This is a genomic window from Variovorax sp. GW458-11-26-14-LB1 (assembly GCF_059423965.1).
This window is the reverse complement of the sequence record NZ_JBWKYW010000006.1, coordinates 78,791-98,892: the sequence shown is the minus strand read 5'-3', so window position 1 is coordinate 98,892 and position 20,102 is coordinate 78,791. Positions and strand designations below refer to the sequence as shown.

General features: G+C 65.2%; 17 protein-coding genes. 6 read left to right on the top strand and 11 right to left on the bottom strand.

The annotated features are described in order from the left end of the window. The first annotated feature begins 57 nt into the window (after positions 1 to 57). The 6 genes from AC07YS_RS06455 to AC07YS_RS06430 all read left to right on the top strand — a co-directional run bounded on the left by AC07YS_RS06455 (position 58) and on the right by AC07YS_RS06430 (position 7,920). Positions 58 to 747, top strand: a complete 690-nt coding sequence (locus tag AC07YS_RS06455; protein ID WP_125948588.1) for a TetR/AcrR family transcriptional regulator — start codon at positions 58 to 60, stop codon at positions 745 to 747. Between the two features lie 333 nt (positions 748 to 1,080). After that, the gene (locus AC07YS_RS06450; RefSeq protein ID WP_062469658.1) at positions 1,081 to 1,923 is read left to right on the top strand and encodes a phytanoyl-CoA dioxygenase family protein; all 843 of its coding nucleotides are present in this window, start codon (positions 1,081 to 1,083) and stop codon (positions 1,921 to 1,923) included. A gap of 22 nt (positions 1,924 to 1,945) precedes the next feature. Then, positions 1,946 to 2,356 (top strand): RidA family protein, encoded by a 411-nt coding sequence (locus AC07YS_RS06445; protein ID WP_062469655.1) that lies wholly within the window; start codon positions 1,946 to 1,948, stop codon positions 2,354 to 2,356. 152 nt (positions 2,357 to 2,508) lie between these two features. Next, a complete protein-coding gene (locus tag AC07YS_RS06440; protein WP_164546794.1) occupies positions 2,509 to 3,957 on the top strand; it encodes an MFS transporter in 1,449 nt (482 codons plus the stop codon). A gap of 17 nt (positions 3,958 to 3,974) precedes the next feature. Continuing rightward, on the top strand, positions 3,975 to 6,287 hold the full coding sequence (locus tag AC07YS_RS06435) for a molybdopterin-dependent oxidoreductase (protein WP_492736746.1): 2,313 nt from the start codon (positions 3,975 to 3,977) through the stop codon (positions 6,285 to 6,287). Positions 6,288 to 6,300: 13 nt separating this feature from the next. Then, positions 6,301 to 7,920: an AMP-binding protein gene (locus AC07YS_RS06430; protein WP_125948591.1), complete on the top strand. Its 1,620-nt coding sequence runs from the start codon at positions 6,301 to 6,303 to the stop codon at positions 7,918 to 7,920. A gap of 331 nt (positions 7,921 to 8,251) precedes the next feature. On the opposite strand, the gene AC07YS_RS06425 is transcribed toward AC07YS_RS06430, so the two are convergent. The 11 genes from AC07YS_RS06425 to AC07YS_RS06375 form a co-directional block, all read right to left on the bottom strand. Further along, positions 8,252 to 9,058: an SDR family oxidoreductase gene (locus tag AC07YS_RS06425; protein WP_492736744.1), complete on the bottom strand. Its 807-nt coding sequence runs from the start codon at positions 9,056 to 9,058 to the stop codon at positions 8,252 to 8,254. Positions 9,059 to 9,097: 39 nt separating this feature from the next. Further along, complete coding sequence (locus AC07YS_RS06420) at positions 9,098 to 9,877, bottom strand: enoyl-CoA hydratase/isomerase family protein (RefSeq protein ID WP_125948593.1); 780 nt, start codon at positions 9,875 to 9,877, stop codon at positions 9,098 to 9,100. Positions 9,878 to 9,916: 39 nt separating this feature from the next. Beyond that, complete coding sequence (locus tag AC07YS_RS06415; RefSeq protein WP_070064105.1) at positions 9,917 to 11,113, bottom strand: thiolase C-terminal domain-containing protein; 1,197 nt, start codon at positions 11,111 to 11,113, stop codon at positions 9,917 to 9,919. Positions 11,114 to 11,140: 27 nt separating this feature from the next. Next, complete coding sequence (locus AC07YS_RS06410; protein WP_369632464.1) at positions 11,141 to 12,697, bottom strand: class I adenylate-forming enzyme family protein; 1,557 nt, start codon at positions 12,695 to 12,697, stop codon at positions 11,141 to 11,143. Between the two features lie 160 nt (positions 12,698 to 12,857). Then, a complete protein-coding gene (locus tag AC07YS_RS06405; RefSeq protein WP_495267536.1) occupies positions 12,858 to 14,531 on the bottom strand; it encodes an AMP-binding protein in 1,674 nt (557 codons plus the stop codon). 51 nt (positions 14,532 to 14,582) lie between these two features. Then, on the bottom strand, positions 14,583 to 15,050 hold the full coding sequence (locus AC07YS_RS06400; protein ID WP_125948597.1) for a Zn-ribbon domain-containing OB-fold protein: 468 nt from the start codon (positions 15,048 to 15,050) through the stop codon (positions 14,583 to 14,585). Positions 15,051 to 15,052: 2 nt separating this feature from the next. Continuing rightward, a complete protein-coding gene (locus AC07YS_RS06395; RefSeq protein ID WP_062469628.1) occupies positions 15,053 to 15,550 on the bottom strand; it encodes a Zn-ribbon domain-containing OB-fold protein in 498 nt (165 codons plus the stop codon). Then, complete coding sequence (locus AC07YS_RS06390; RefSeq protein WP_062469625.1) at positions 15,547 to 16,749, bottom strand: thiolase C-terminal domain-containing protein; 1,203 nt, start codon at positions 16,747 to 16,749, stop codon at positions 15,547 to 15,549. The genes AC07YS_RS06395 and AC07YS_RS06390 overlap by 4 nt, the downstream gene beginning before the upstream one ends. After that, on the bottom strand, positions 16,746 to 17,915 hold the full coding sequence (locus AC07YS_RS06385; RefSeq protein WP_223301496.1) for a thiolase family protein: 1,170 nt from the start codon (positions 17,913 to 17,915) through the stop codon (positions 16,746 to 16,748). Before AC07YS_RS06385 ends, AC07YS_RS06390 begins: the two co-directional genes overlap by 4 nt. Before the next feature lie 46 nt (positions 17,916 to 17,961). Next, positions 17,962 to 19,203 (bottom strand): lipase family protein, encoded by a 1,242-nt coding sequence (locus AC07YS_RS06380; protein ID WP_492736738.1) that lies wholly within the window; start codon positions 19,201 to 19,203, stop codon positions 17,962 to 17,964. Positions 19,204 to 19,258: 55 nt separating this feature from the next. Next, the gene (locus AC07YS_RS06375) at positions 19,259 to 20,044 is read right to left on the bottom strand and encodes an enoyl-CoA hydratase/isomerase family protein (protein WP_062469617.1); all 786 of its coding nucleotides are present in this window, start codon (positions 20,042 to 20,044) and stop codon (positions 19,259 to 19,261) included. Positions 20,045 to 20,102 lie beyond the last annotated feature (58 nt).

Here is a 20,102-nt window from a genome sequence, read left to right as displayed (position 1 = left end):
CTTCGGTCCACGAGGAATGGATATGGATGTGCAAGTTGTTCGTGGATGACCTCAACGATGTCAGATAAGAAGACCAAGCCAGCGCACGGCGCCGGGGAGCGTGGGCAGACGCCGACAAGGGGGCGCCCCGCCGGCGACCCCGAAATCAAGCGCAAGGAGTTGCTCAGGGCTGCGGCATCGGTGATCGCACGGGAAGGCTATGCGAAGGCATCGCTGCGCACGGTCGCGCAGTACGCCGGGCACTCGACCGGTGCCGTGACGTACTACTTCGCAAACAAGGAGGAGCTCATCGTCGCGTTGCTGGAAAGCGCGTTCGATCGCTTCGATGCCATGCTGGAGTCGGTCCGGGAAAAGGGTGACATCCGGTTGCTCTTCGAACACTGGCTGCAGCTGAACGAGCGCAACACACGGTTCTGGCCTGCGACTTCTGAGTTGCTGGCGCAGGGGCGGTATGAGCCCGCATTCGCCGAGGTGATCGCCCGGCGCTATGCGCAATTTCGCAAAATCCAGACGTCGATCCTCAAGGAAGCGCAGGAGCAAGGGAGCGTTCGCTGCGACATTCCGGCCGACCTGCTTGCCGATCAACTCAGCGCGATGGGGGACGGCTGGATGCTGATGTATCCCGTCGAGCCCAAGCGCTTCACTTCCAAGCGGATCCGGGCGCTCATCGACGCTATAGGCGTCCTGATCGCTCCGGCATCTGGCGTGCAACCCGCACCCGGATCGCGCAGCGCGAACGCCGGCTAGGCCGCACTGTCATCTCTGCGCGCGCAGCGATGCTGCGCGTCGCTTCGGCGCCGGCCGCGATGGTGCCGTGGGGGCCGATTGCCCCTGATACCCGACACGAGAATTCGCAGCGACCCCTCGCTGCGGTGCAGTCGTGGCCGTCATGTTCTGGCAACAGCTTTCCTCGCGTCAGCTTCGTTTCCCCTTAGGGGGGTCTAAATATTACACAACGAGTGTCATGTAAATATGGGATTTCATTAACAGAACGACTGTTGTGTAAAATTGGATGGATGGCTACAGTGAGGCATCCAGGGCAAGGAAATTTCTGCTGCCCGATCACAAAGGAGCCTCACCATGCTGACCACCCCCGAGATGCGCGACCAGTTCCGCAACGACGGTGCCACCGTCTTCAAGAACTGTCTCGACGAAACCCAACTGGCCCGGTGCTACGACGCCTTCAAGTGGGACATGGCCAACCCCGGTCCCCACGTCTACCGGGGCCTGAACGGGACTGCGCTGGAGACCCATATCGACAATGCCAACCCCGAGGCCAAGGCCAAGCTGGACGAACTGGCAGCGTCGCTGCCCTTCGGGCAGATCTTCCAGGAGCTGTGGGGCTCGGAGAACGTCTGGTACTTCGCCGAGGAGATCTTCGCCAAGGAAGGAGGCAAGAGCGGTCGTGGTCCCTGGCATCAGGACACGGCCAATCTGCCCTGGGCCGGCCGCCACTGGGGCAACGCCTGGATCACCTTCCAGAAGATTCCCAAGAGGAACTCGCTGGAGATCGTGCGCGGTTCGCACCTGGGCATCCAGTACGACGGCGCCAGCTTCATGAGCGCCGACGATCCGACGGATCCGCTCTACGGCGACGGCACCTACCCCCGCCTGCCGCACATCGACAAGGACTTGGCGCGTGACCCTACGTCGTGGGACATCGTCTCCTTCGACATCGACCCCGGTGACATCGTGTTCCTGCACCCGCGTTCGCTGCACGGCGGCGCCCCGGTCGACGCCGGCTGCCCCACCCGTCACACCCTGGTGATGCGCTTCTTCGGCGATGACGCCACCTTTCGGGAACTGCCCACTTGCAAGCCGAGCTATGCCCGCGTCGGTCCGCTCTTTCGCAAGGAAATGGCTCATTTCAGCCAGGGCGATTCGTTCCGCTCGCCCATCTTCCGCCAGGTTGCCGGCATCTGACATCACCAGGAGTACCACCACCATGAAGCGACAAATGATCAACCCCGCGTCCGTCAAGGCGAAGCACTACGACCAGCTGCATTTCTCGTCGGCCACCCGTGTGGGCGACATGGTCTGGGTGTCCGGCCAGGTCGGTTTCGACGTGGCGACGGGCAAGCCCGGCCAGGGCATGGCCGCGCAGGCCCGGCTGGCATTCCAGAACCTCAAAGCCGTCCTCGAGGAGGCCGGCGCCACACTGGCCGATGTCGTCGAGATCATGACCTTCCACATGGACATGCAAGGCCCGGACATCCAGGCGTTCGCCAAGGTCAAGGACGAGTTCCTGCCCGACCGCTACCCGTCGTGGACCGGGGTGGGCGTGACCCAGTTGGCCCACCCGGCGTACCTGGTCGAGGTCCGCGCGGTCGCTGTGGTCGGCTGCGGCGCAGACTAGGCCCCGGCCTGCAGGCCGCGGGCATCAGCCGCGGCCTTTCCACGAAGAGCGCATCGCCCCGCATGCGGGGGATGGCTGCGTCCGCGTGTTCCGTGGGCGTGGCGGCACAGCACAAAACCAGACAACAGATGAAACGCTGATGGAGACAAATGATGAACCGTATTGACGAGACGAGGCCAACCTCTGCCGGAATCGCCCCTTCGTTCTTGCTGGCGCGATTCGACCGCCTGCCCACGATGCGGCTGCATTACGTCTGGGCCGCTCTGCTGGCGCTCAACATGATGCTGGAGTACTACGACAACGCCATCTTTGCCTATGCCAGTCCGACCATCAAGGCGCACACCGGCATGAGCACCGAGCAGATCGGCTTCATCAGCAGCGCCTTCTACGTAGGCATGGTGATCGGCGCGCTCGTCGGCGGCTGGCTCTCGGACAGATGGGGGCGTCGCCCGGTATTGGTGTGGGGCACGGTCATGTATTCGCTCGGCGTGGTGGCGACCGCCTTCGTGCCCGGGTACGAACTGATCCTGGGCTCCCGCTTCATCACCGGCCTCGGAGTGCAGGCGGCCACGTCGGTGCTGCTGGTCTACGTCTCCGAGATGTTTCCAAGCGGCGCGCGCGGGCGCTTCCTGTCGGTCGTGACGATGGGGCTCACTGCTGCGGCAGTGCTTGCGGCGGCGCTGGCCATGTTCTACCTGCCGACCGGCGGGCCGGACACCTGGCGTCACCTGTTCCTCGCAGGCGGCATCGGTCTGCTGATCGCCCCGCTGGTGCACTTCTGCCTGCCGGAGTCGGTGCGCTGGTGCGTGGCACGCGGACAAGTCGACCGCGCCGAGAAGATCGTCAGCCGGCTGGAAGCGCGTGCGCTGCGCCAGGGCCCGCTCGCCACGCCCCAGGTGTCGGCTGTACCGTACGCCGCAGCGCAGCCGACGTTGCGCGACCTGTTCCAGAACAGGTCCGTGTTACGCAACCTGGCCGTGCTCTTCGTTTCCTATTTCGGGGTCTACCTCGCGTACTACACCTGGGCGAACTGGAGCATCTACGCACTGGTGTACGACCTCAAGTACGCGCAGAAGGACGCGTATTTCATCCTGTTCATCTGGACCGTGGTCTACGGCGCCATGCCTTTCCTCGCCATGCGATTTCTGGATCGGTGGGAGCGCAAGAACACCATCCTCTTCATGTCCGTGTTCGCGGCGCTCACTCTGGCAGCTTTGGGCATGTCCACCGGCTACTGGGCTGTATCCATCATCGGCGGCATCCTCACCGTCTTCGCCGGATTCGTCCTCAATGCCTACTACACCTACATCCCCGAGACGATGCCCACGCAGTTGCGCGCCCTGGGCAACGGCATCGTGATGTCGGGGGCCCGGGTCGGCGGCGCGGTCTCCGGCGTGATGGGCGCGGCACTGGTGTCCGCAGGTGGCTTGAAGTATGTGACGTGGACGGCTGCCGCGATCTACATCGTCTTCGCCATCCCCGTGCTGCTGTTCGGCCCGCGCACCACTAACCGTTCGCTGGAAGCCGTGGCCGATGAAGAACTCGGCCGAGGGCAGGGCGAGGCGCCGCCGCCGCTGGCCTCCAGCCGGGCGGCAGCCTGAGTCCGCAGGAGCCGTTCATGCTGCCTGTCCAAGAGAACCGCGTGGTCTCCACGCACTGGGGCACCTATAGCGTGTCCGTGAACCAGGGGAGGGTGTCCGGCATCCGGTCCTGGTCGGGCGATCCCGCGCCGGCGCCGGTCTGGGAGGGCCTGGACGGCTCGCACACGGGGCCGAGGGTGGCCGCGCCCGCTGTCCGGCAATCGTTCCTCGAGAAGCAGCATCGTGCGAGCGGTGCGGGCCGCGGGCGCGAGCCCTTCGTCGAGGTCGACTGGAAGACCGCGCTCGACATGGCCGCCGCGCAGCTGGACAGGGTGCGCGCGACGCACGGCAATACGGCGATCTTCGGCGGCTCCTACGGGTGGGCCAGTGCCGGCCGGTTCAACCATGCGCAGAGCCAGATCCATCGCTTCCTGAACCTGCTAGGCGGCTATACGCGATCGATCAACTCCTATAGTTACGGCGCCGGGGAGGTGATCATCCCGCGCGTGGTCGGCTCGATGCACAGCCTCGCGGGTCGGCACACCTCGTTCAAGTCCATGATCGGCCACACCCGGCTGCTGGTCACCTTCGGGGGGCTGCCGGAAAAGAACGCGCAGGTGAATGCCGGTGGCGTCACACGGCATCGCTATCGCGACACGCTCGGGCAGCTCGCTCAGGCGGGTGTGCGCCTGGTCTCGATAAGCCCGATCCGGGACGACACAAGCGTGCCCTGCGAATGGGTGCCCATCCGTCCGCAAACCGATGTGGCGCTGATGCTGGGGCTGGCCTACGTGCTGGAAACCGAGAACCTCGCGAACCGGTCATTCCTGGCCCGGTACACGGTCGGCTACGACCAGTTCCGTGCCTACCTGCTGGGACTGTTCGACGGCATTGCGAAGACACCGCAGTGGGCATCATCCATCTGCCGCGTGCCGGCGCAGGAAATCGCGCAGCTGGCGCGCGATATGGCGCGGCACCGGACCATGATCACTATGTCGTGGTCTGTACAGCGGGCCGAGAACGGGGAGCAGCCGTACTGGATGACGGTCGTGCTGGCGTCGATGATCGGCCAGATCGGTCTGGAGGGCGGTGGATTCGGCTTCGGCTATGCCGCCGTCAACGGCATCGGTCTTGAGTCGATCACGGTGAAGATTCCCGCACTGCCGCAGGGCAGGAACCCCGTGTCTTCGTTTATCCCCGTGGCCCGGATCGCGGACATGCTGCTCAACAAGGGGCAGTCGTTTCGCTACAACGGCCAAACGCTCACTTACCCCGACACACGGCTGATCTATTGGGCGGGGGGTAACCCCTTTCATCACCATCAGGACTTGAACCGTCTTCGCAAGGCATGGGCGGTGCCGGAAACCATCATCGTCAACGAGCCCTGGTGGACGGCGACGGCCAAGCATGCAGACATCGTGTTTCCCACCACCGTGGCGTACGAGCGAAACGACATCGTGGGCACCAGCAGCGATCCTTTTGTCATCGCCTCCGCAGCGCATGCGAAACCCCATGCGGATGCGCGGAACGACTACGAGGTCTTCTCCGAGCTCGCCACCCGGCTGGGATGCCTCGAAGAATTCACGGGGGGGAAGACGGAGGAGGATTGGCTGCGCTCGTTCTATGCGCAGATCAAGGAGCAAGGCGACGAGCAGGGCCTGAAGCTTCCGACGTTCGATGAGTTCTGGGCGAAGGGAATGGTCGAGGTGCCGACGCAGGAGTCCGCGGCGGTCTTCTCGGAGTTCATCCATGACCCGGTTGGCAAGCCTTTGCGCACGCCGTCGGGCCGCATCGAACTCTTCTCGCAGACCATCCGCGACTTCGGCATCGAGGGGCAGCCGGGGCATCCGGTCTGGATCGAGCCGCAAGAATGGCTGGGCGCGACCCAGGCGCAGGCGTTTCCCTTGCACCTGCTGTCGAACCAGCCGAGCTCCAAGCTGCACAGCCAGTACGACCACGCGCCGCACAGCCGGAAGTTGAAGATCTCCGAGCGGGAGCCGATACGGATTCACCCGGTCGATGCGGCAAGCCGGAACATCGAGACCGGGATGATCGTCCGGGTGTTCAACACGCGAGGCAGCTGCCTTGCGGGGGCGGTGGTTTCCGATGCTGTGATCCCGGGTGTGCTGCAGATGGCCACCGGCGCCTGGCTGGACCTGTCGCCGGAAGACGGCGACGGCATCTCCCTCGACAAGCATGGCAACGCCAATGTACTCACGCGCGACTTCGGAACTTCGGAGATCGCGCAGGGCAGCACGGCCAATTCATGCCTCGTCGAGATCGAGCGCTTCGCCGGCGTACCGCCGGCGACGACCTGCTTCGATCCGCCGGCCATCATCCCCAAGACATAAAGAGAGTATCGACATGGTGAAAACAGCCCTGCCCGCCTGCCCGATCCAGCCCCTGCACGAGTACCTGCGCATGCATGCGCGAGAACGGCCCGATGCCGCTGCCCTGGTTTGGTACGGCACCGTGCTGAGTTGGTCCGACCTGGATCGTGCCAGCGATGCCTTCGCCGCCCGCCTGCAGGCCCTTGGCGTGAAGAAGGGCGATCCGGTGGTGCTGTTCCTCGGCAATTGCCCGCAGTACGTCGTAGCGCACTACGGCATTCAGAAGATCGGTGCCGTCGTGTGCCCCAACGGACCGCTGAACAAGGAGCATGAACTGGCCTATCAGGTGAACGACCTGAACGCGCGGGTGATCGTGGCGGCAGCGGCCCTCTTGCCGGTGGTGCAGAAGGTGAAGCCAGTGAGCACGCTGGCGCACGTGTTCATAGTGCACTATGCCGACCTGCTGCCCGCGCAGCCGACACTGGACCTGCCCGCCGAACTGAGTACGGCGCGTGAAGACGCGCGCGTTGTGCCGACGGACTGCGAAGACTTTCTGGCCGTGATGTCCGGCAGCGCCAGACCCGCCTCCGTCGAACTGGACATGGATGATCTGGCGCTGATGCTCTACACGTCAGGCACCACGGGGCTGCCCAAGGGCGCGATGCTCACCTATGGCAATGCGCTGTACAAGACGCGTACTTCGGCCTTCGCCATGGGGGTGGAGCGGGATGACACACAGCTATGCGTCGCACCGATGTACCACGTCGCCGGTATGTTGACCGGCGTGAACGTACCGGTGCTCTGCGGAGACACCGCCGTGCTGCTGCATCGTTTCGAGCCGCGTGCCACGCTGCAGGCCATCGACCGCTACCGAATCACGGCGTGGTACAGCATCGCACCCATGAACGCGGCCTGCATGCAGCAGCCCGATATCACCCGATTCGATCTGTCCAGCCTGAGCAAGAACACAGTCACCAGCTTCGGCATCGCCTTCACCGAAGCGCTGGCCCTGCAGTGGAAGAGCTTCGCTCCGAACGCCCATGCGCGCGAGGCTGCCTACGGTTTGTCGGAAACCCATAGCTGCGACACCTACATGCCGACCAACGCCATCCGTTGGGGCACGGTGGGCCTGGCGGTGCCGGGGGTGGTGATACGCATCCTCGACCCGGACACCGGCGATGCGCTGGCAGCGGGCGAGCAGGGAGAGATCGTGCTGACCAGTCCCGGCGTTTTTAAGGGCTACTTCAACAACCCCGAAGCTACCGCCGCCACGTTGCGCGACGGCTGGGTGCACACCGGCGACATGGGGCGCATGGACGCCGATGGCTATCTCACCTTCATGGGGCGCTTCAAGGAAATGATCAAGGTGTCGGGGTATCCGGTGTTCCCCGAGGAAGTCGAGACCATTCTGATCAAGCACCCGGCCATTTCCCAAGTGGCGGTGGTCGCACAGCCGGACGTGGACAAAGGCGAGGTAGTGAAAGCCTTTGTCGTGAAGAAGGCGGGAACCGAACTGGCCGCCGATGAGTTGATCGTCTGGTGCAGAGACAACATGGCACCGTACAAGGCGCCCAGGCATGTGCGTTTCCTGGATGCACTGCCGACCGCGGGAGCGGGGAAGGTGCTGCGACGTTTGCTGAAAGACGTCGAATGATGTCGTGAGTGTGTCTGCTCCAGAGCGTAGTCCGGCGCTCTGACATTCGGCCCTCATTGCCGCACCGCGCGCGAGATTGGTGCGGAAGGTGCCGACTTCTATCGGTGTCCGACGGACACTGAAGGGCTCAGTCTGCTGGTGCAGCGCATTGTCGAAACCCTACGGTTCGAACTTGGATGTCTTGTACAGACACGCGCCGCGGCGTCGATAGTGGCCGCGGCTAGAAACAGCCTACGATGCCTTTGGCGCGTGAAGTATCGGCGTTCGCTTCATCGACCTGAAGACATCGGGAGTCCCGCGTCGGCGGATGTGCTATCTCGGTGCTTGCCGCCTACAGGCCGGCTTGGCTCGCGGCCTCGAGCGCAGGCTTGACGCTTTCGATGGCCCCACCCCCATCGCAGGGGATCAGCGCACCCGAGATGTAGCTTGCATAGGGCGAAGCCAGGAATAGCGCGAGGTTGGCGATGTCATCGAGCGAGCCGAAGCGTTGCAGCGGCACGTGGCCGCGCGCGGCGGCGTGGTCTTCCGGCGTTGGCGCCATCAGCTTCCTGAAACCCTCCGTGCCTTCGATCGGGCCGGGCGAGATGGAGTTGACGCGAATACCTTCGCCGCCCCATTCCAGCGCCAGCACTCGCGTCAACTGATCAACGCCGGCCTTGGCTGCGCAGGCATGGGCCTGGTAGCGCATCGGAACGAAGGACTGCGGCGCGGTGATGTTGATCACTGCCGCGCCGGGCTTGCACAGGTGTGCGTGCGCTTGGCGCAGCACATGGAAGGTGCCGACGAGATCGATATCGACCACCGCGCGAAAGCCGTTCGACGACATGTCCCGCGCCGCGCACAGGAAGTTGCCGGCCGCTCCCGAGACGAGTACATCCACCGGCCCGAATCGTCCGACCGCGCTCTCGAACGCGCGGCCGACCGCGTCGAAATCGCGCACGTCGGCACACGCGCCATGTACCGGGCCACCGACGTCGGAAAGCGTTCGGCAGGCGTTGTCGACGTTCTCCTGCTTGCGGCTCGCGACGGTCACGGCGGCGCCCTGCCGTGCGAAGGCCTGCGCGATGCCGAAGTTGATGCCGGTGGTGCCACCGAAAACGAAGACATGGCGGCCGTGGAAATCGAGGTTCATTTGCATGGAGTATCTTTCAGCGATTGCGGAGAGCCGGACAGGCCGTCAGGTAAAGCGCGGGGCGCGCTTCTCCCGGAAAGCGGCAATGCCCTCGGCCACATGGACCGATGCGGCTGCCTCGACCATCAGCCGATGCTCCATGTCGAGTTGCTCCAGCAGCGACCGTTCGTTCGCTCCGTCGACCAGCCGCTTGATGCGCGCGAGCGCGCCCGTCGCGCCCTGCGAAAGAGTACGGGCGAGGCTTGTCGTGCGGGCCGCCAATTTTTCGTCCGGGACGATCTCGTCGACGATGCCGAACGCCAGGCATTGCTGTACCGACAGCGGGGCGTTCGTGAAAAAGATTTGTTTGGCGCGTGCTGCGCCGGCACGGCGCGCCAGTAGCCACGAGGAACCGGCGTCCGGTGTGAGCCCAAGGGCTGAGTAGCCGCCGCGCAGTTTCATCGATTCGGCGGCCAGCACGATGTCTGCGCACAGCGCGAGGCCGATGCCGCCGCCGCCGACCGGCCCGTTGACGGCACTGATCACCGGCACCGGCAGCGTCGCCAGCTTGTGGATGGCGGCGTGGAGCGGACCGATGAATTGCTCCAGCAGCGCCGGCAGCGCCGCGCCGGCCTGATCGAAGAACGCGATGCTGCCGCCGGCGCAGAAATGCCTGCCTGTAGCGCGCAGCACCACGGCGCGGACCGACGCATCGGCCGCCACCGTATCGATGCACCCGATCAACGCCTGCGCCGCGTCCGGGTCGATGGCGTTGGATTGTTCGGGACGGTTCAGCACGATGGCGGCCACATGGCCGTCGCGTTCGAGCACGACAGGAGCAGTCATTCGGGTTCTCTTTCTCTTCTCTTTCGGTTCGATCTCGGGTCAATCACGCCGCTGCAGGATGGCCACCGACACCGCCGTGCCCAATCCGCCGTTGTGCTGCAAGGCCAGGCGAGCGCCCTCGACCTGCCGCACGCCGGCCTGGCCGCGCAATTGCGTAGCGAGCTCGGTGATCTGCGCCAGCCCGGTTGCGCCGAGCGGATGGCCCTTGGACAGCAGCCCGCCCGACGGGCAGACCACCACTTGCCCACCATAGGTATTGCGCCCTTCTAGGACGAAGCCGGCCAGATCTTCTTCGGCACAAAAGCCCAGGCTCGCGCAACTGAGCAGTTCGTTACTGACGAAGCAATCGTGTACCTCCGCGACGTCGATGTCCGTTGGCGCCACCCCCGCGCGCGCGTAGGCACGATCCGCAACACGGCGCGTGGCGGCTCGGCTCAACGCATCGGGCACATTGGGCGGGTCAAGGTCGGTGGCGATGTCGCTGCCCATCTCATGAGCGAGGATCGACACCTCGGCGCGCAGGCCATGGCGCCGGGCGAAATCGGAGCTGCACAGGATCACCGCAGCGGCACCGCAGCTTGGTGCGCAGGCATACAGCTTGCGTAAGCGCCCCCACACGGTTGGGGCGGCCAGGACTTCATCCACGCTCAGCGGATCGCGGAAGATCGCGAAGGGATTGTGTTTCGCATGCGCGCGCGCCTTCACGGCCACGCGCGCGAACACCTCATCGGTCAGCTGCAATTCACGCGCAGCCCATTCGAGCTGAGAGCCGAACATCAGCAGCGCGGGCGGCAGTGCTTGCTCCTGCACGCTGAGTCCCATCGCAGCGATCACACTGGCGCGGTGGTGCTCGAGCGGGTCCGCATGCGTGGGAAAGATGCGGTCCAACGCGCCGGGCCGCATCTCCTCGAAGCCAACCGCCAGTGCGCACTCCGAGACACCTGACAAGATGGCCTGCCGTGCCAGGAACAGCGCCGACGAGCCCGACGCGCAATTGTTGTTCACGTTGGTGATCGGGATGCCGGTGATGCCGACGCGGTAGAGAGCGCGCTCGCCCGAGCACGAGTCGCCATAGACGAAACTTGCGAAGGCCTGCTCGACGAGGCCGTAGTCGATGCGGGCATCGGCCAGTGCCGCTTGCACGGCCTTTTGCGCCATCACGTCATAGGGTTCGCTGCGGCCAGGGCGCACAAAAGGCACCATGCCGACACCGGCGATGAGGGTTTCCTGGGTCATCGGTTGCTCGCTTTCCGCCTCGGCGGATCAGATGTTGCGGTCCTGCGCCGTCCAGTAGAGTGCGCGCAGATCTTTTTTCAGGACCTTGCCGTTGGCACTGCGCGGCAGCGAGGCCACGAAGTCCACCGACTTGGGCGCCTTCACACTGCCCAGCTTCAGCTTGCACAGGGCGATCAGCTCGCCGTCCGAGACCTGCATGCCGGGCGTCAGTTCGACGACGGCCTTCACCGCCTCGCCCCATGCGGCATCGGGCACACCGATCACGGCGCAGTCCTGCACAGCGGGGTGAGCCCAGATCACCTGCTCGACCTCGCTCGGGTAGACGTTGAAGCCGCCGCTGATCACCATGTCCTTCTTGCGGTCGGTGATGCGCAGATACCCGTCGCGGTCCAGGTGCCCCACGTCGCCGGTGTGCAGCCAGCCGTCGACGACGGCGTCGGCTGTCTTCTCGGGCGCCTTGTAGTAGCCTTTCATGACGAGGTCACCGCGCACGCAGATCTCGCCGGTCTCGCCGACGCCAAGCGGTTCGTTGTTTTCCCCCATGATCGCCACGCGGGTGAGCGGGCTGGCACGGCCGCAGGACAGCAGGCGCGCATCGCTGGCGAGTTGCCCGCCGACGAAGTTCTCCTCCGGCCGCTTCATCGCGATTGCGCCGGGCGCCTCGGTCTGACCATAGGCCTCCATCATCACGGGCCCGAACACCGCGATGGCGCGGCGCAGTTTCTCGGCCGACATCGGCGCAGCGCCGCACAGGAAGTACTTCAGCGAGGAAAAGTCGCGCCCCTCGATGCCCGGCATGTCCAGCAATCGGTAGATGACCGTCGGCGGCAGGAAGAACTCGGTCACACGGTGCGTCTCGATGGCATCAAGGAGGGCGGTGGGATCGGGTTTGGTCAGCACTACCACCGTGCCGCCACGTGCCGTACACGGCAGCGACAAGACACCCGCGGTATGCGTCATCGGAGCTGCGGCAAGGTTGACGATCTTCTCGTCGGCCCGGTAGCTGCAGGCGATCATGAACTGGGCGCAGAAGGCCTGGAAGCTGCGGTGCGTGTTCATCACGCCCTTGGGCAGACCCGTGGTGCCCCCGGTCGGCATCACGGCCACCGTGTCGTCGGGCTGGTAGGTCACCTGCGGCCTGTTGCCCGAATGGCCTTCGATCCATTCGGAGAGTCCTAGCGCCCCCGGCACGGGGCCTTCGATGCAGACGAACAGCCGGATCTTCGGCAGATTGGGGCGCAATGCTTCCACGGCCGGTGCGAAGGCTTGCTGGAAGAACAGTACCTCGCAGTCGAAGGCATCGAGCAACTGACGATTTTCTTCGAGCGCTCCGCGCGGATTGACAGGCATCCACGCCATACCGGCACGCCACAGCCCCAGGGTGCAGGTCCATGGCACCGGATGGTTGGCGGCCCAGACCGCGCCGACCTTCTCTCGTCCCTGGCCCATCGCCAGCAGGGCGTTCGCGATGCGGCACGAGAGCGTGCCGACATCATCGAAGCTGTAGACCGCATCGTCCATCACGTAAGCAGGTGCTTGCGGATCGATCTCCCATCCGCGGTCGAAGAAGTCAATGATGGCCATGTTGGGTCTCCTGTAGGCGTCGTGTTTTTCTCGGTGGCATGAAGTCTGCCGACGCGCATGATTTCTTTCGCCCCTCGAATGGAGGGGAGTGCGAGGGTGCCAGGATGCGCGAAGGCCCCCTTCCGTGATAGGGGCGAAACCTGACACGCCCCCTATGCACTCATTCGGCCCAGACGACGGATTCGCCAAGGGTCGCCCAACGCTCGAAATGCGGTCCGAAGCGTGTTTCGAACACGTTGCGACGCAGCTTGAACGTCGGGGTCATGAGTCCGTTCTCGACGCTCCACGACTGCGCGGCGACGACCAGAAAATCGAGTCGCTCGTGTGGGTCCAGAGTCTGGTTGACAGCTTGCCGCAGCACATCGAGCGTTCGCGTGAGTTCGGGACTTCGCGTAGCGCCCGGCGCCAGCAGAACGACGGCAAACGGCTGCGGAAAGCCCACGCCAGTCACGCAGCAGGCCTCGACCAGCGGATCGCCGCACAGCGCATTCTCGATGGGTGTGGGCGCCACGTACTTGCCCTTGCTGGTCTTGAAGATCTCCTTGGCACGGCCAGTGAGCTTCAAGTAGCCCTCGGCATCGATGTCGCCGACGTCGCCGGTGCGCAGGAAGCCGTCCTCGGTCATGACCTCAGCGGTGCGCTGCGGATCGTTGAAGTAACCGCGCATATTGCCTGGGAAGCGGACCAAGATCTCGCCGTCGTCGGTACGCCGGACTTCGGCGCCAGGTCGCGGCTGACCCACGTAACCCACTCGTCCCTTTCCAGGGCGGCTCGCATGCGTGCCCATGTTCTCCGTCATGCCGTAGATCTCAAGCAGCTCCAGGCCCAGGTCGAGATACCACTGATGCAGTTCTTGCGACAGCGGCGCGGCACCCGACAGCGCATAGCGCGTCTCGGCCAAGCCCAGTTGCGCCAGCACCTGCCGGCGCACGGCCGGCCCTTTCTCGGGATCGGCCAGCATCGTCGTCAACTGCGCAGGTGGAATGCGCGTCAGCACGGCCTGGCGGAACTTGGCCCATAGCCGCGGCACTGCGATGAAGAAGGTGGGCCGGGTCTTCTGGAGATCGGAGACGAAGGTCTCGACACTTTCGTTGAAGGTCACGCTGCAGCCGCTTGCCAGCGACACCATCTCGGAAAACATCCGATCGGCGCTGTGCGCCAATGGCAGGTACGACAGCATGCGATCGTGCGGGCCGAAGCCATAGTCGTCCATCAGGATGCCCAGCGACGCCCCCAGCGTGCCGAAGGTGTGCATCACGCCCTTGGGAACGCCGGTGGTTCCCGAGGTGTAGACGATGGTGGCCAACTCGTCGACGCCGCGCGAGCGCTCGCCGGTCAGCGGCGGCGTGCGGGCGATCACGGTGTCCCAGTCGGCCACGGGCTGGTCGGGCAATTCCCCGTCCGCGCGCAGCGGAAACCGCACCACCGGCATCCCCGGGGGGATGCCGGCACGCATGGCGCCCCAATCGTCGGAATCGAGCTTGCCCAGAAACAATGCCTTGGCGCCCGAGTGATCGAGGACGTGGCGCACCGATGCTCCCGTGAGAGAAGGATAGATCGGCACCGAGACATGCCCGGCCAACATGATCGCGAAGTCGGCGAGGAACCACCAGGCGCAGTTCTTCGACATGATCGCGACCCGCGAACCAGGCTCCCAGCCGAAAGACGCGAGATGCGCGGCCATGCGCCGCGCTTCTTCTGAAGCCTGCGCCCAGGTGAAGTGGCGCTCCTGTCCGCCGCCCAGGGGCTGCGTGAGATAGCGCTGGTCGGGCCGTTCCTGCACGTGGCGTTGTAGCCAGGCGCTGGGGTTGATGGGGGCGTGGATGTGCGGCATGTCATGTCTCCTCTTGCTATAAGTGTTCAGGTGGCGTTTCGGCCTCTTGCCTCAGGTCGTCGGCCTGAAATAGCGGATATCCCAAATATTGCCGTGTCGCTCTTCAGCCAGCACGGCGCGCACGCGCATGCCGACCTTCACCGCCTCGGGCGCGACTTCGCCGAGGTAGTGAACGAGTGCGGTGTCTGCGCCGTCGAGCTTGACCAGACCGACCACATAGGGAAGGGGCATTTGCTGGAGCATGCCGGGCTCGCGCACGATGGTGAAGGCCGTGAGCGTGCCGGTATCACCTGCATCCACCCATTCGTCCAACTCGGCGAAACATTCGGGGCAGCTCATGCGTGGTGGCAGGTAGCTACGGGCGCAGGCCGTGCAGCGGGTGGCCGTGATGCGGCCCTCGTCGCGCAGCGCGGCGAAGAACCGGCCGTTGATCCGGCCCACGTCGTAGTTGATGTCGCAGTACAGCACCGGCTGGCGCAGGACCATGGGCTCGGCGGCTTCGAGTTCAGCTGGATACATTGTCATTCTCCTGTCGGCACCCAATGCAGGATGTCGGTCATCAGACCCTTGCGTTCGTCACGCGGACGGTAGATCGCGCGCACGCGCATGCCGTTGCGTAACTGGCTGGCGTCGGCCTCGCCGATGAAATGCCAGAGGAAGCCGCTGGTGCGGCCTGGTGAATCGACCATCAGCTGGCCGACCGTGTAGTGGCCCTTTTGCACCGAAAGGTCGTTGGTGTCGATGAAGGGCATGTTGAAGGTCATGAAGCCGGCGACTGTCGCTTCGGGCCCCATCTCCACCCAGTTGGGGTCCTTGATGTTCTCGCCGTGGCAGACCGTGCATACCGCCTGGGGCGGCAGCATGCTGAAGCCGCAGTGGCGACAGACGATGCCGATCAGCCGGCCGTTGTCGCGCATCTCGCGCGCGAAGCGGCCATTGAACAGGCCCACCGGGTAGTCCATCGAGAAGTACGTGCGCAACCGCGTCGGTGGCACAGGCTTGTGCGTGGTATCGCTCATGGCTTGTCCTTGGAGAGAAGTAGCAGCGGGGTCCAGCCGGTGCCGCCGAACCCGGTGGCGATGCCCAGCCGGGGCTCGCGCGGCACCTGGTGCGCGCCGGCGTCGCCGCGGATCTGCAGCGCCAGTTCGCCGAAGCGCTGGGTCGTGGAGGGCACGCCACCGTTGGTGCAGGTGACGCCGCCGGAGGGATTGATCGGCAGCACGCCATCGATGGCTGTGGCGCCGCTGGCGGCCATCCGCCATGCCTGATTGGGCTCCGCCAGACCCATGGTTTCCATCCACACCAGCTCGGCCCAGGTGCAGGGCTCGTACATCTCGACCACGTCCAGCTGCTGAGCGGGTCTGGTGATGCCATTGCGCTTGTAGAGAATCTCGCAGGCCTTTTGCAGACTGGGCAGCACGCAGCGCTCCTTGGGTGCGATGAAGTCCTGCAGGGCAGACCAATGCTGCGCGGAATGGATGCTCACGACGTCCTGCACCCAGACCGGCTTGTCGGTGATCTGGTCCACCACATCCTCGCTGGCGAAGATGATCGAGGCTGAGCCTTCGGTGATCGGGCACATGTGCAGCTGGCGCATGGGCGCCGTCAGCATCGGGGATTGCATCACCTGCTCGACGCTGAGGCGCTCGCGCAGATGGGCATAGGGGTTCCGAGCGGCGTTTTCGGAGGCCTTGACGCGCGCGATGGCCACCGCTTCCTCGGGGCAGCCCGAGAGCTTGGCGTAGGCCGCGGCCATCAACGACAGCGTGCCGACCGCGCCGATGGCACACCATTTCTCGGTGAGCGCGTGCACGCCTGAGGAGATGCCAGCCTGCAGGAAGGGGCCGCGCGGCATCACGTCGCTCGGCGGGCCGACGAACTTCGAGGTGGTGGAGATCATGGCCACGTCGCAAGCGCCCGCAGCTACATGGTGGATGGCTGATATCGCAGCCGAGCCGCCGACGGTGCCGCCGGTTTCGATCTTGACCAGGGGTTTGCGGTAGTGGCCGACGAAATCGGCCAGCTCCATTTCCGATTCTGCAGTACCGGAAACCCAGTCGATGTCGCCGAGGACAATCTCTTCGACCTGCTTCATCGTGATCCGGGCATCCGCGAGCGCGCGGCGCACGGCCTGGTTGGCCAACTCCGCCTTTGTCAGCGGGCTGTGGGCGGTCATTTCGGTCTGGCCGAAGCCGACGATGGCGACGCGGCGCTTCATGGATTGACTCCCAGAATCATTACTTGGTGGAATTGCCCAGCGGGGCCGGAAGCGAGGTGTGCGAGGCCGGTGCGGGCACGGCCCACCTGGCGCTTGCCGGCTTCGCCGCGCAGTTGCAGCACAATTTCGGCGACCCGCGCCATGCCGATGGTGGTGTGGCTGGTGCCGGAGAGAGCACCGCCGGAGAGATTGACCGGCTGCAGCCCATCGTGGCCGCTGACGCCGGACTCCAGCCAGCGAGGACCTTCGCCCGCTGCGCACAGTCCCAGCCCCTCGTAGGCCATCAGTTCCTGGTAGGCAAACTCGTCGGTGACCTCCAGCAGGTCGATGTCGGTGCGCGGGTTGTCGATACCGGCCATACGGTAGGCCTTCTTGGCCGCCATGGTCAGCACTTCTGAGTCGGCGAGATCACGATCCCCCAGGAAATAGCCGTCGCAGCAGTTGGCCAGGCCCTTGATCCAGACCGGCTTGTCCGTCAACTGTCGGGCGCGCTGCTCATTGGCCAGCAGCATCACGATGGCGCTGTCGCCTTGCGGACGCGACTGCAGCGTGGTGATCGGGTCAGCCAGCATCCTCGCACCAAGCACATCGGCGATGCTGAAGTCGCCCTCGCGCAAGGCCAGGGGATTGTTGCGGGCGTTGCCGAGATTCTTGACCGAGATCGCGGCGAGCTGCTCCGGCGTGATGCCGTACTTGTGCGCATAGCGCTGTACCTGGAGCGCGGCGGCCTGTACGTTGTCCAGGCCCAAGGGCCGGCAGAAGAAGGGGTCGAACACCTTGTTCTCGATGGCATTGCCACCACTGGCCGCCGTCGAATCCTGGCCGACCGCGACCACGAGCACGGTCTCGAATTCTCCCGAGGCGATTTGCCAGAAGGCTTCAAGTACGCCGACGGCACCGTCCTGGTCCACTTTCTCGTCAGGCCGAAGATTGGCACCCGCCACATCGACGATCAGCGACGCAGAGAACGGGCGTGCGATGCGCGAGTGCTCATGGCAGATCAGACTCGCGTCGATGCCACCCTTCTCGTAGGCCGGCAGGAAGCGCAGGCCGGTTTCCTGCAGCACCGGCCGGATTGCCCGGTAGGCCAGCTCTTCGGGTGAGTACGCCCGCTTCTCGCTGTAGTTGACTTGTGCCATCGACACGATGGCTACACGGTTGGACATGTTCATCCTCTCTGGGTTGATCGGGCCCGGCCCTCGACGAGACAGGTCACGGGCAGTCGGAAGGCGCAGGTGCGCCGGCGAAGCGGTCCGCCATCCAGTCCAGGGCGAGCGGATAGCCCAACAGCATCCCGGTCGCGTGCTCGGTGATGCCGATGGTTCGGAAGCTCACCTTCGCCCCGCCGGCGCACCATGCGGTGAAGGTCTTCTTCGTGTTCTCGTAGGGCACAAGCTCGTCGAGCAGGCCGGCGTAGACGAGCGCGGGCACCGCCGGCGTGGCGGTGCCGGTGCGCTGCTGCAGGAAGCGCGCCTTCCAGTCGGAACGCGTCGAGATGCCCGGCCCGTCGACGAGCACCGCATCTCCCAGTCCCGGATAGCTGGCCGCCATGGCGAGCAGGCACTTGTTATTGCGCGCCTCGGCGATGATCGAGCGGCCATAGGGAGTCAGGATGGTGTCGAGGCTCAGCTCGGGATAGGCAGCGTTCAGTCCGATCAGCAGGTACGGGATTGCACCGCCGAAGAGGCCGCCGTTGTTGGCCGCGTACAGGCCATCAATGCTCGACGGCCCGGCGCCCGAGGCCACACCCTTGACCTTCAACGCTGGCGCATAGCTCGGCTGCAGCTCGGCAGCGATGGCCGAGGCGTGCCCGCCCTGCGAGTAGCCGACGAGGCCGACCGGTGCCTGGGCCGACAAGTTCGCCCCGCCCAGTTGTTGGGCCGCGATCACTGCATCGAGCATGGCCCGACCCGCAGGCGCCGCGACGCCATAGGTGTGGTCGCCCGGCGTGCCGAGGCCCTGGTAGTCGGTCATGGCGATGGCCCAACCGCGGGCCAGCGTCCAGCCGATGGGGCCGGCGATCGCCTCGTACTCGGTGCCGACGGCGAGTTGGTGCGACGGGGCGCAGCGGTCCGCAATGCCCTGCGTGCCCGACGCCCATCCGACGATCGGTCGCGGCGAAGACTGGAACCATGGCAGCCACGGCACCATCACGTTCCCAGTGACGGCGACGGCGTTGCCGTTGACGTCGGTCGACTTGTACATGATCTGCCAACCCCAGGCGGGCAGTCCCAGCGGCACATAGGCGCGCGAACGGATGAGTGTGCCGTGCGGCCCCTCGGGCAACGGCGACGGCGGCGCGTAGAAGGGGTCACCCGCCGGGTCCTGCAGCGGGCCAGCTACTGCGGCGGCCGACGCACCCAGGCAGAGCATCAGCGCGGCCATCCATCGGCCCAGCATCCGGCCCAGCGACCGGACGCGTCGAACCACCGGCAGATTCATCAAGCGATTCATTCTTTGTCTCCTGTTGTGTTGTTCTTCAGTGCCAAGGGCCGGCGAGTGGCGGGCCTCAGACGCCCCGGAAGGCCGGCGCGCGCTTCTCGCCATAGGCGGCGAGCCCTTCGCTAAAATCATGGGAGCGTGTGTGCTGCAGGCATTCGAGCAACTCGTCGCGCAACGCCAAGTCGAGCGGCTGATCCAGGGCGCGCTCGGCGATGGTCTTCATGCGGCGCAGAACCAGAGGGCTCTTGCCGGCCATGCGGGCCGCCAGAGCGGCAACCGCCGGCTGCAGCTCAGAATCGGCCACCACCTCGTTCAACAAACCCCAGGCCTGCATCTGCGCGGCACTCATCAAGTCGCCGGTGAATAACAACTGTTTTGCACGTGGCAGGCCGATCCGGCGCGGGAGGACCGCCGCACCTCCGCCGCCGGGGAACACACCGTAGTTCGCGTGGCCGTCGCCGATCTTCGCGCTCGCCGCGCCCACGAGAAAGTCGCAGCACATCGCCAGCTCGAGACCCCCGGCGACCGTCAGGCCGTTCATCGCGCCGATGACCGGCTTGGGCATATTGCGTAACTGCGAGAGCGTGGACAGGGTCAGGTCGGAGAAGTTCGGCTCGCCCGGGGCGGCATCGATGGCGCCGCGCAGGGCCTTCAGATCGGCGCCGGCGCAGAAGGCCCGGCCTGCGCCAGTCAGCACGAGCACCTTCTGCGAAGCGTCGGCCGCGACCTCCGTCAGCGCCGCCGACAGCTCCTGCAGCATTCGCAAGTTCACCGAATTGAGTTCAGCGGGACGGTTGAGCGTGATCCATGCGACGGACTCCCGCTGCTCGTGGATGATGGTCTGGTAGGTCATTGCGGTCTGTCTCCTTGCATGGACGCGTCGCAATGGTGCGGCGCCCCCCTCCCGGGCG

Coding starts and splice junctions, on each gene's coding strand:
- AC07YS_RS06455 (WP_125948588.1), top strand. CDS start 58: ATGTCAGATAAGAAGACCAAGCCAGCGCACGGCGCCGGGGAGCGTGGG.
- AC07YS_RS06450 (WP_062469658.1), top strand. CDS start 1,081: ATGCTGACCACCCCCGAGATGCGCGACCAGTTCCGCAACGACGGTGCC.
- AC07YS_RS06445 (WP_062469655.1), top strand. CDS start 1,946: ATGAAGCGACAAATGATCAACCCCGCGTCCGTCAAGGCGAAGCACTAC.
- AC07YS_RS06440 (WP_164546794.1), top strand. CDS start 2,509: ATGAACCGTATTGACGAGACGAGGCCAACCTCTGCCGGAATCGCCCCT.
- AC07YS_RS06435 (WP_492736746.1), top strand. CDS start 3,975: ATGCTGCCTGTCCAAGAGAACCGCGTGGTCTCCACGCACTGGGGCACC.
- AC07YS_RS06430 (WP_125948591.1), top strand. CDS start 6,301: ATGGTGAAAACAGCCCTGCCCGCCTGCCCGATCCAGCCCCTGCACGAG.
- AC07YS_RS06425 (WP_492736744.1), bottom strand. CDS start 9,058: ATGCAAATGAACCTCGATTTCCACGGCCGCCATGTCTTCGTTTTCGGT.
- AC07YS_RS06420 (WP_125948593.1), bottom strand. CDS start 9,877: ATGACTGCTCCTGTCGTGCTCGAACGCGACGGCCATGTGGCCGCCATC.
- AC07YS_RS06415 (WP_070064105.1), bottom strand. CDS start 11,113: ATGACCCAGGAAACCCTCATCGCCGGTGTCGGCATGGTGCCTTTTGTG.
- AC07YS_RS06410 (WP_369632464.1), bottom strand. CDS start 12,697: ATGGCCATCATTGACTTCTTCGACCGCGGATGGGAGATCGATCCGCAA.
- AC07YS_RS06405 (WP_495267536.1), bottom strand. CDS start 14,531: ATGCCGCACATCCACGCCCCCATCAACCCCAGCGCCTGGCTACAACGC.
- AC07YS_RS06400 (WP_125948597.1), bottom strand. CDS start 15,050: ATGTATCCAGCTGAACTCGAAGCCGCCGAGCCCATGGTCCTGCGCCAG.
- AC07YS_RS06395 (WP_062469628.1), bottom strand. CDS start 15,550: ATGAGCGATACCACGCACAAGCCTGTGCCACCGACGCGGTTGCGCACG.
- AC07YS_RS06390 (WP_062469625.1), bottom strand. CDS start 16,749: ATGAAGCGCCGCGTCGCCATCGTCGGCTTCGGCCAGACCGAAATGACC.
- AC07YS_RS06385 (WP_223301496.1), bottom strand. CDS start 17,915: ATGTCCAACCGTGTAGCCATCGTGTCGATGGCACAAGTCAACTACAGC.
- AC07YS_RS06380 (WP_492736738.1), bottom strand. CDS start 19,203: ATGAATCGCTTGATGAATCTGCCGGTGGTTCGACGCGTCCGGTCGCTG.
- AC07YS_RS06375 (WP_062469617.1), bottom strand. CDS start 20,044: ATGACCTACCAGACCATCATCCACGAGCAGCGGGAGTCCGTCGCATGG.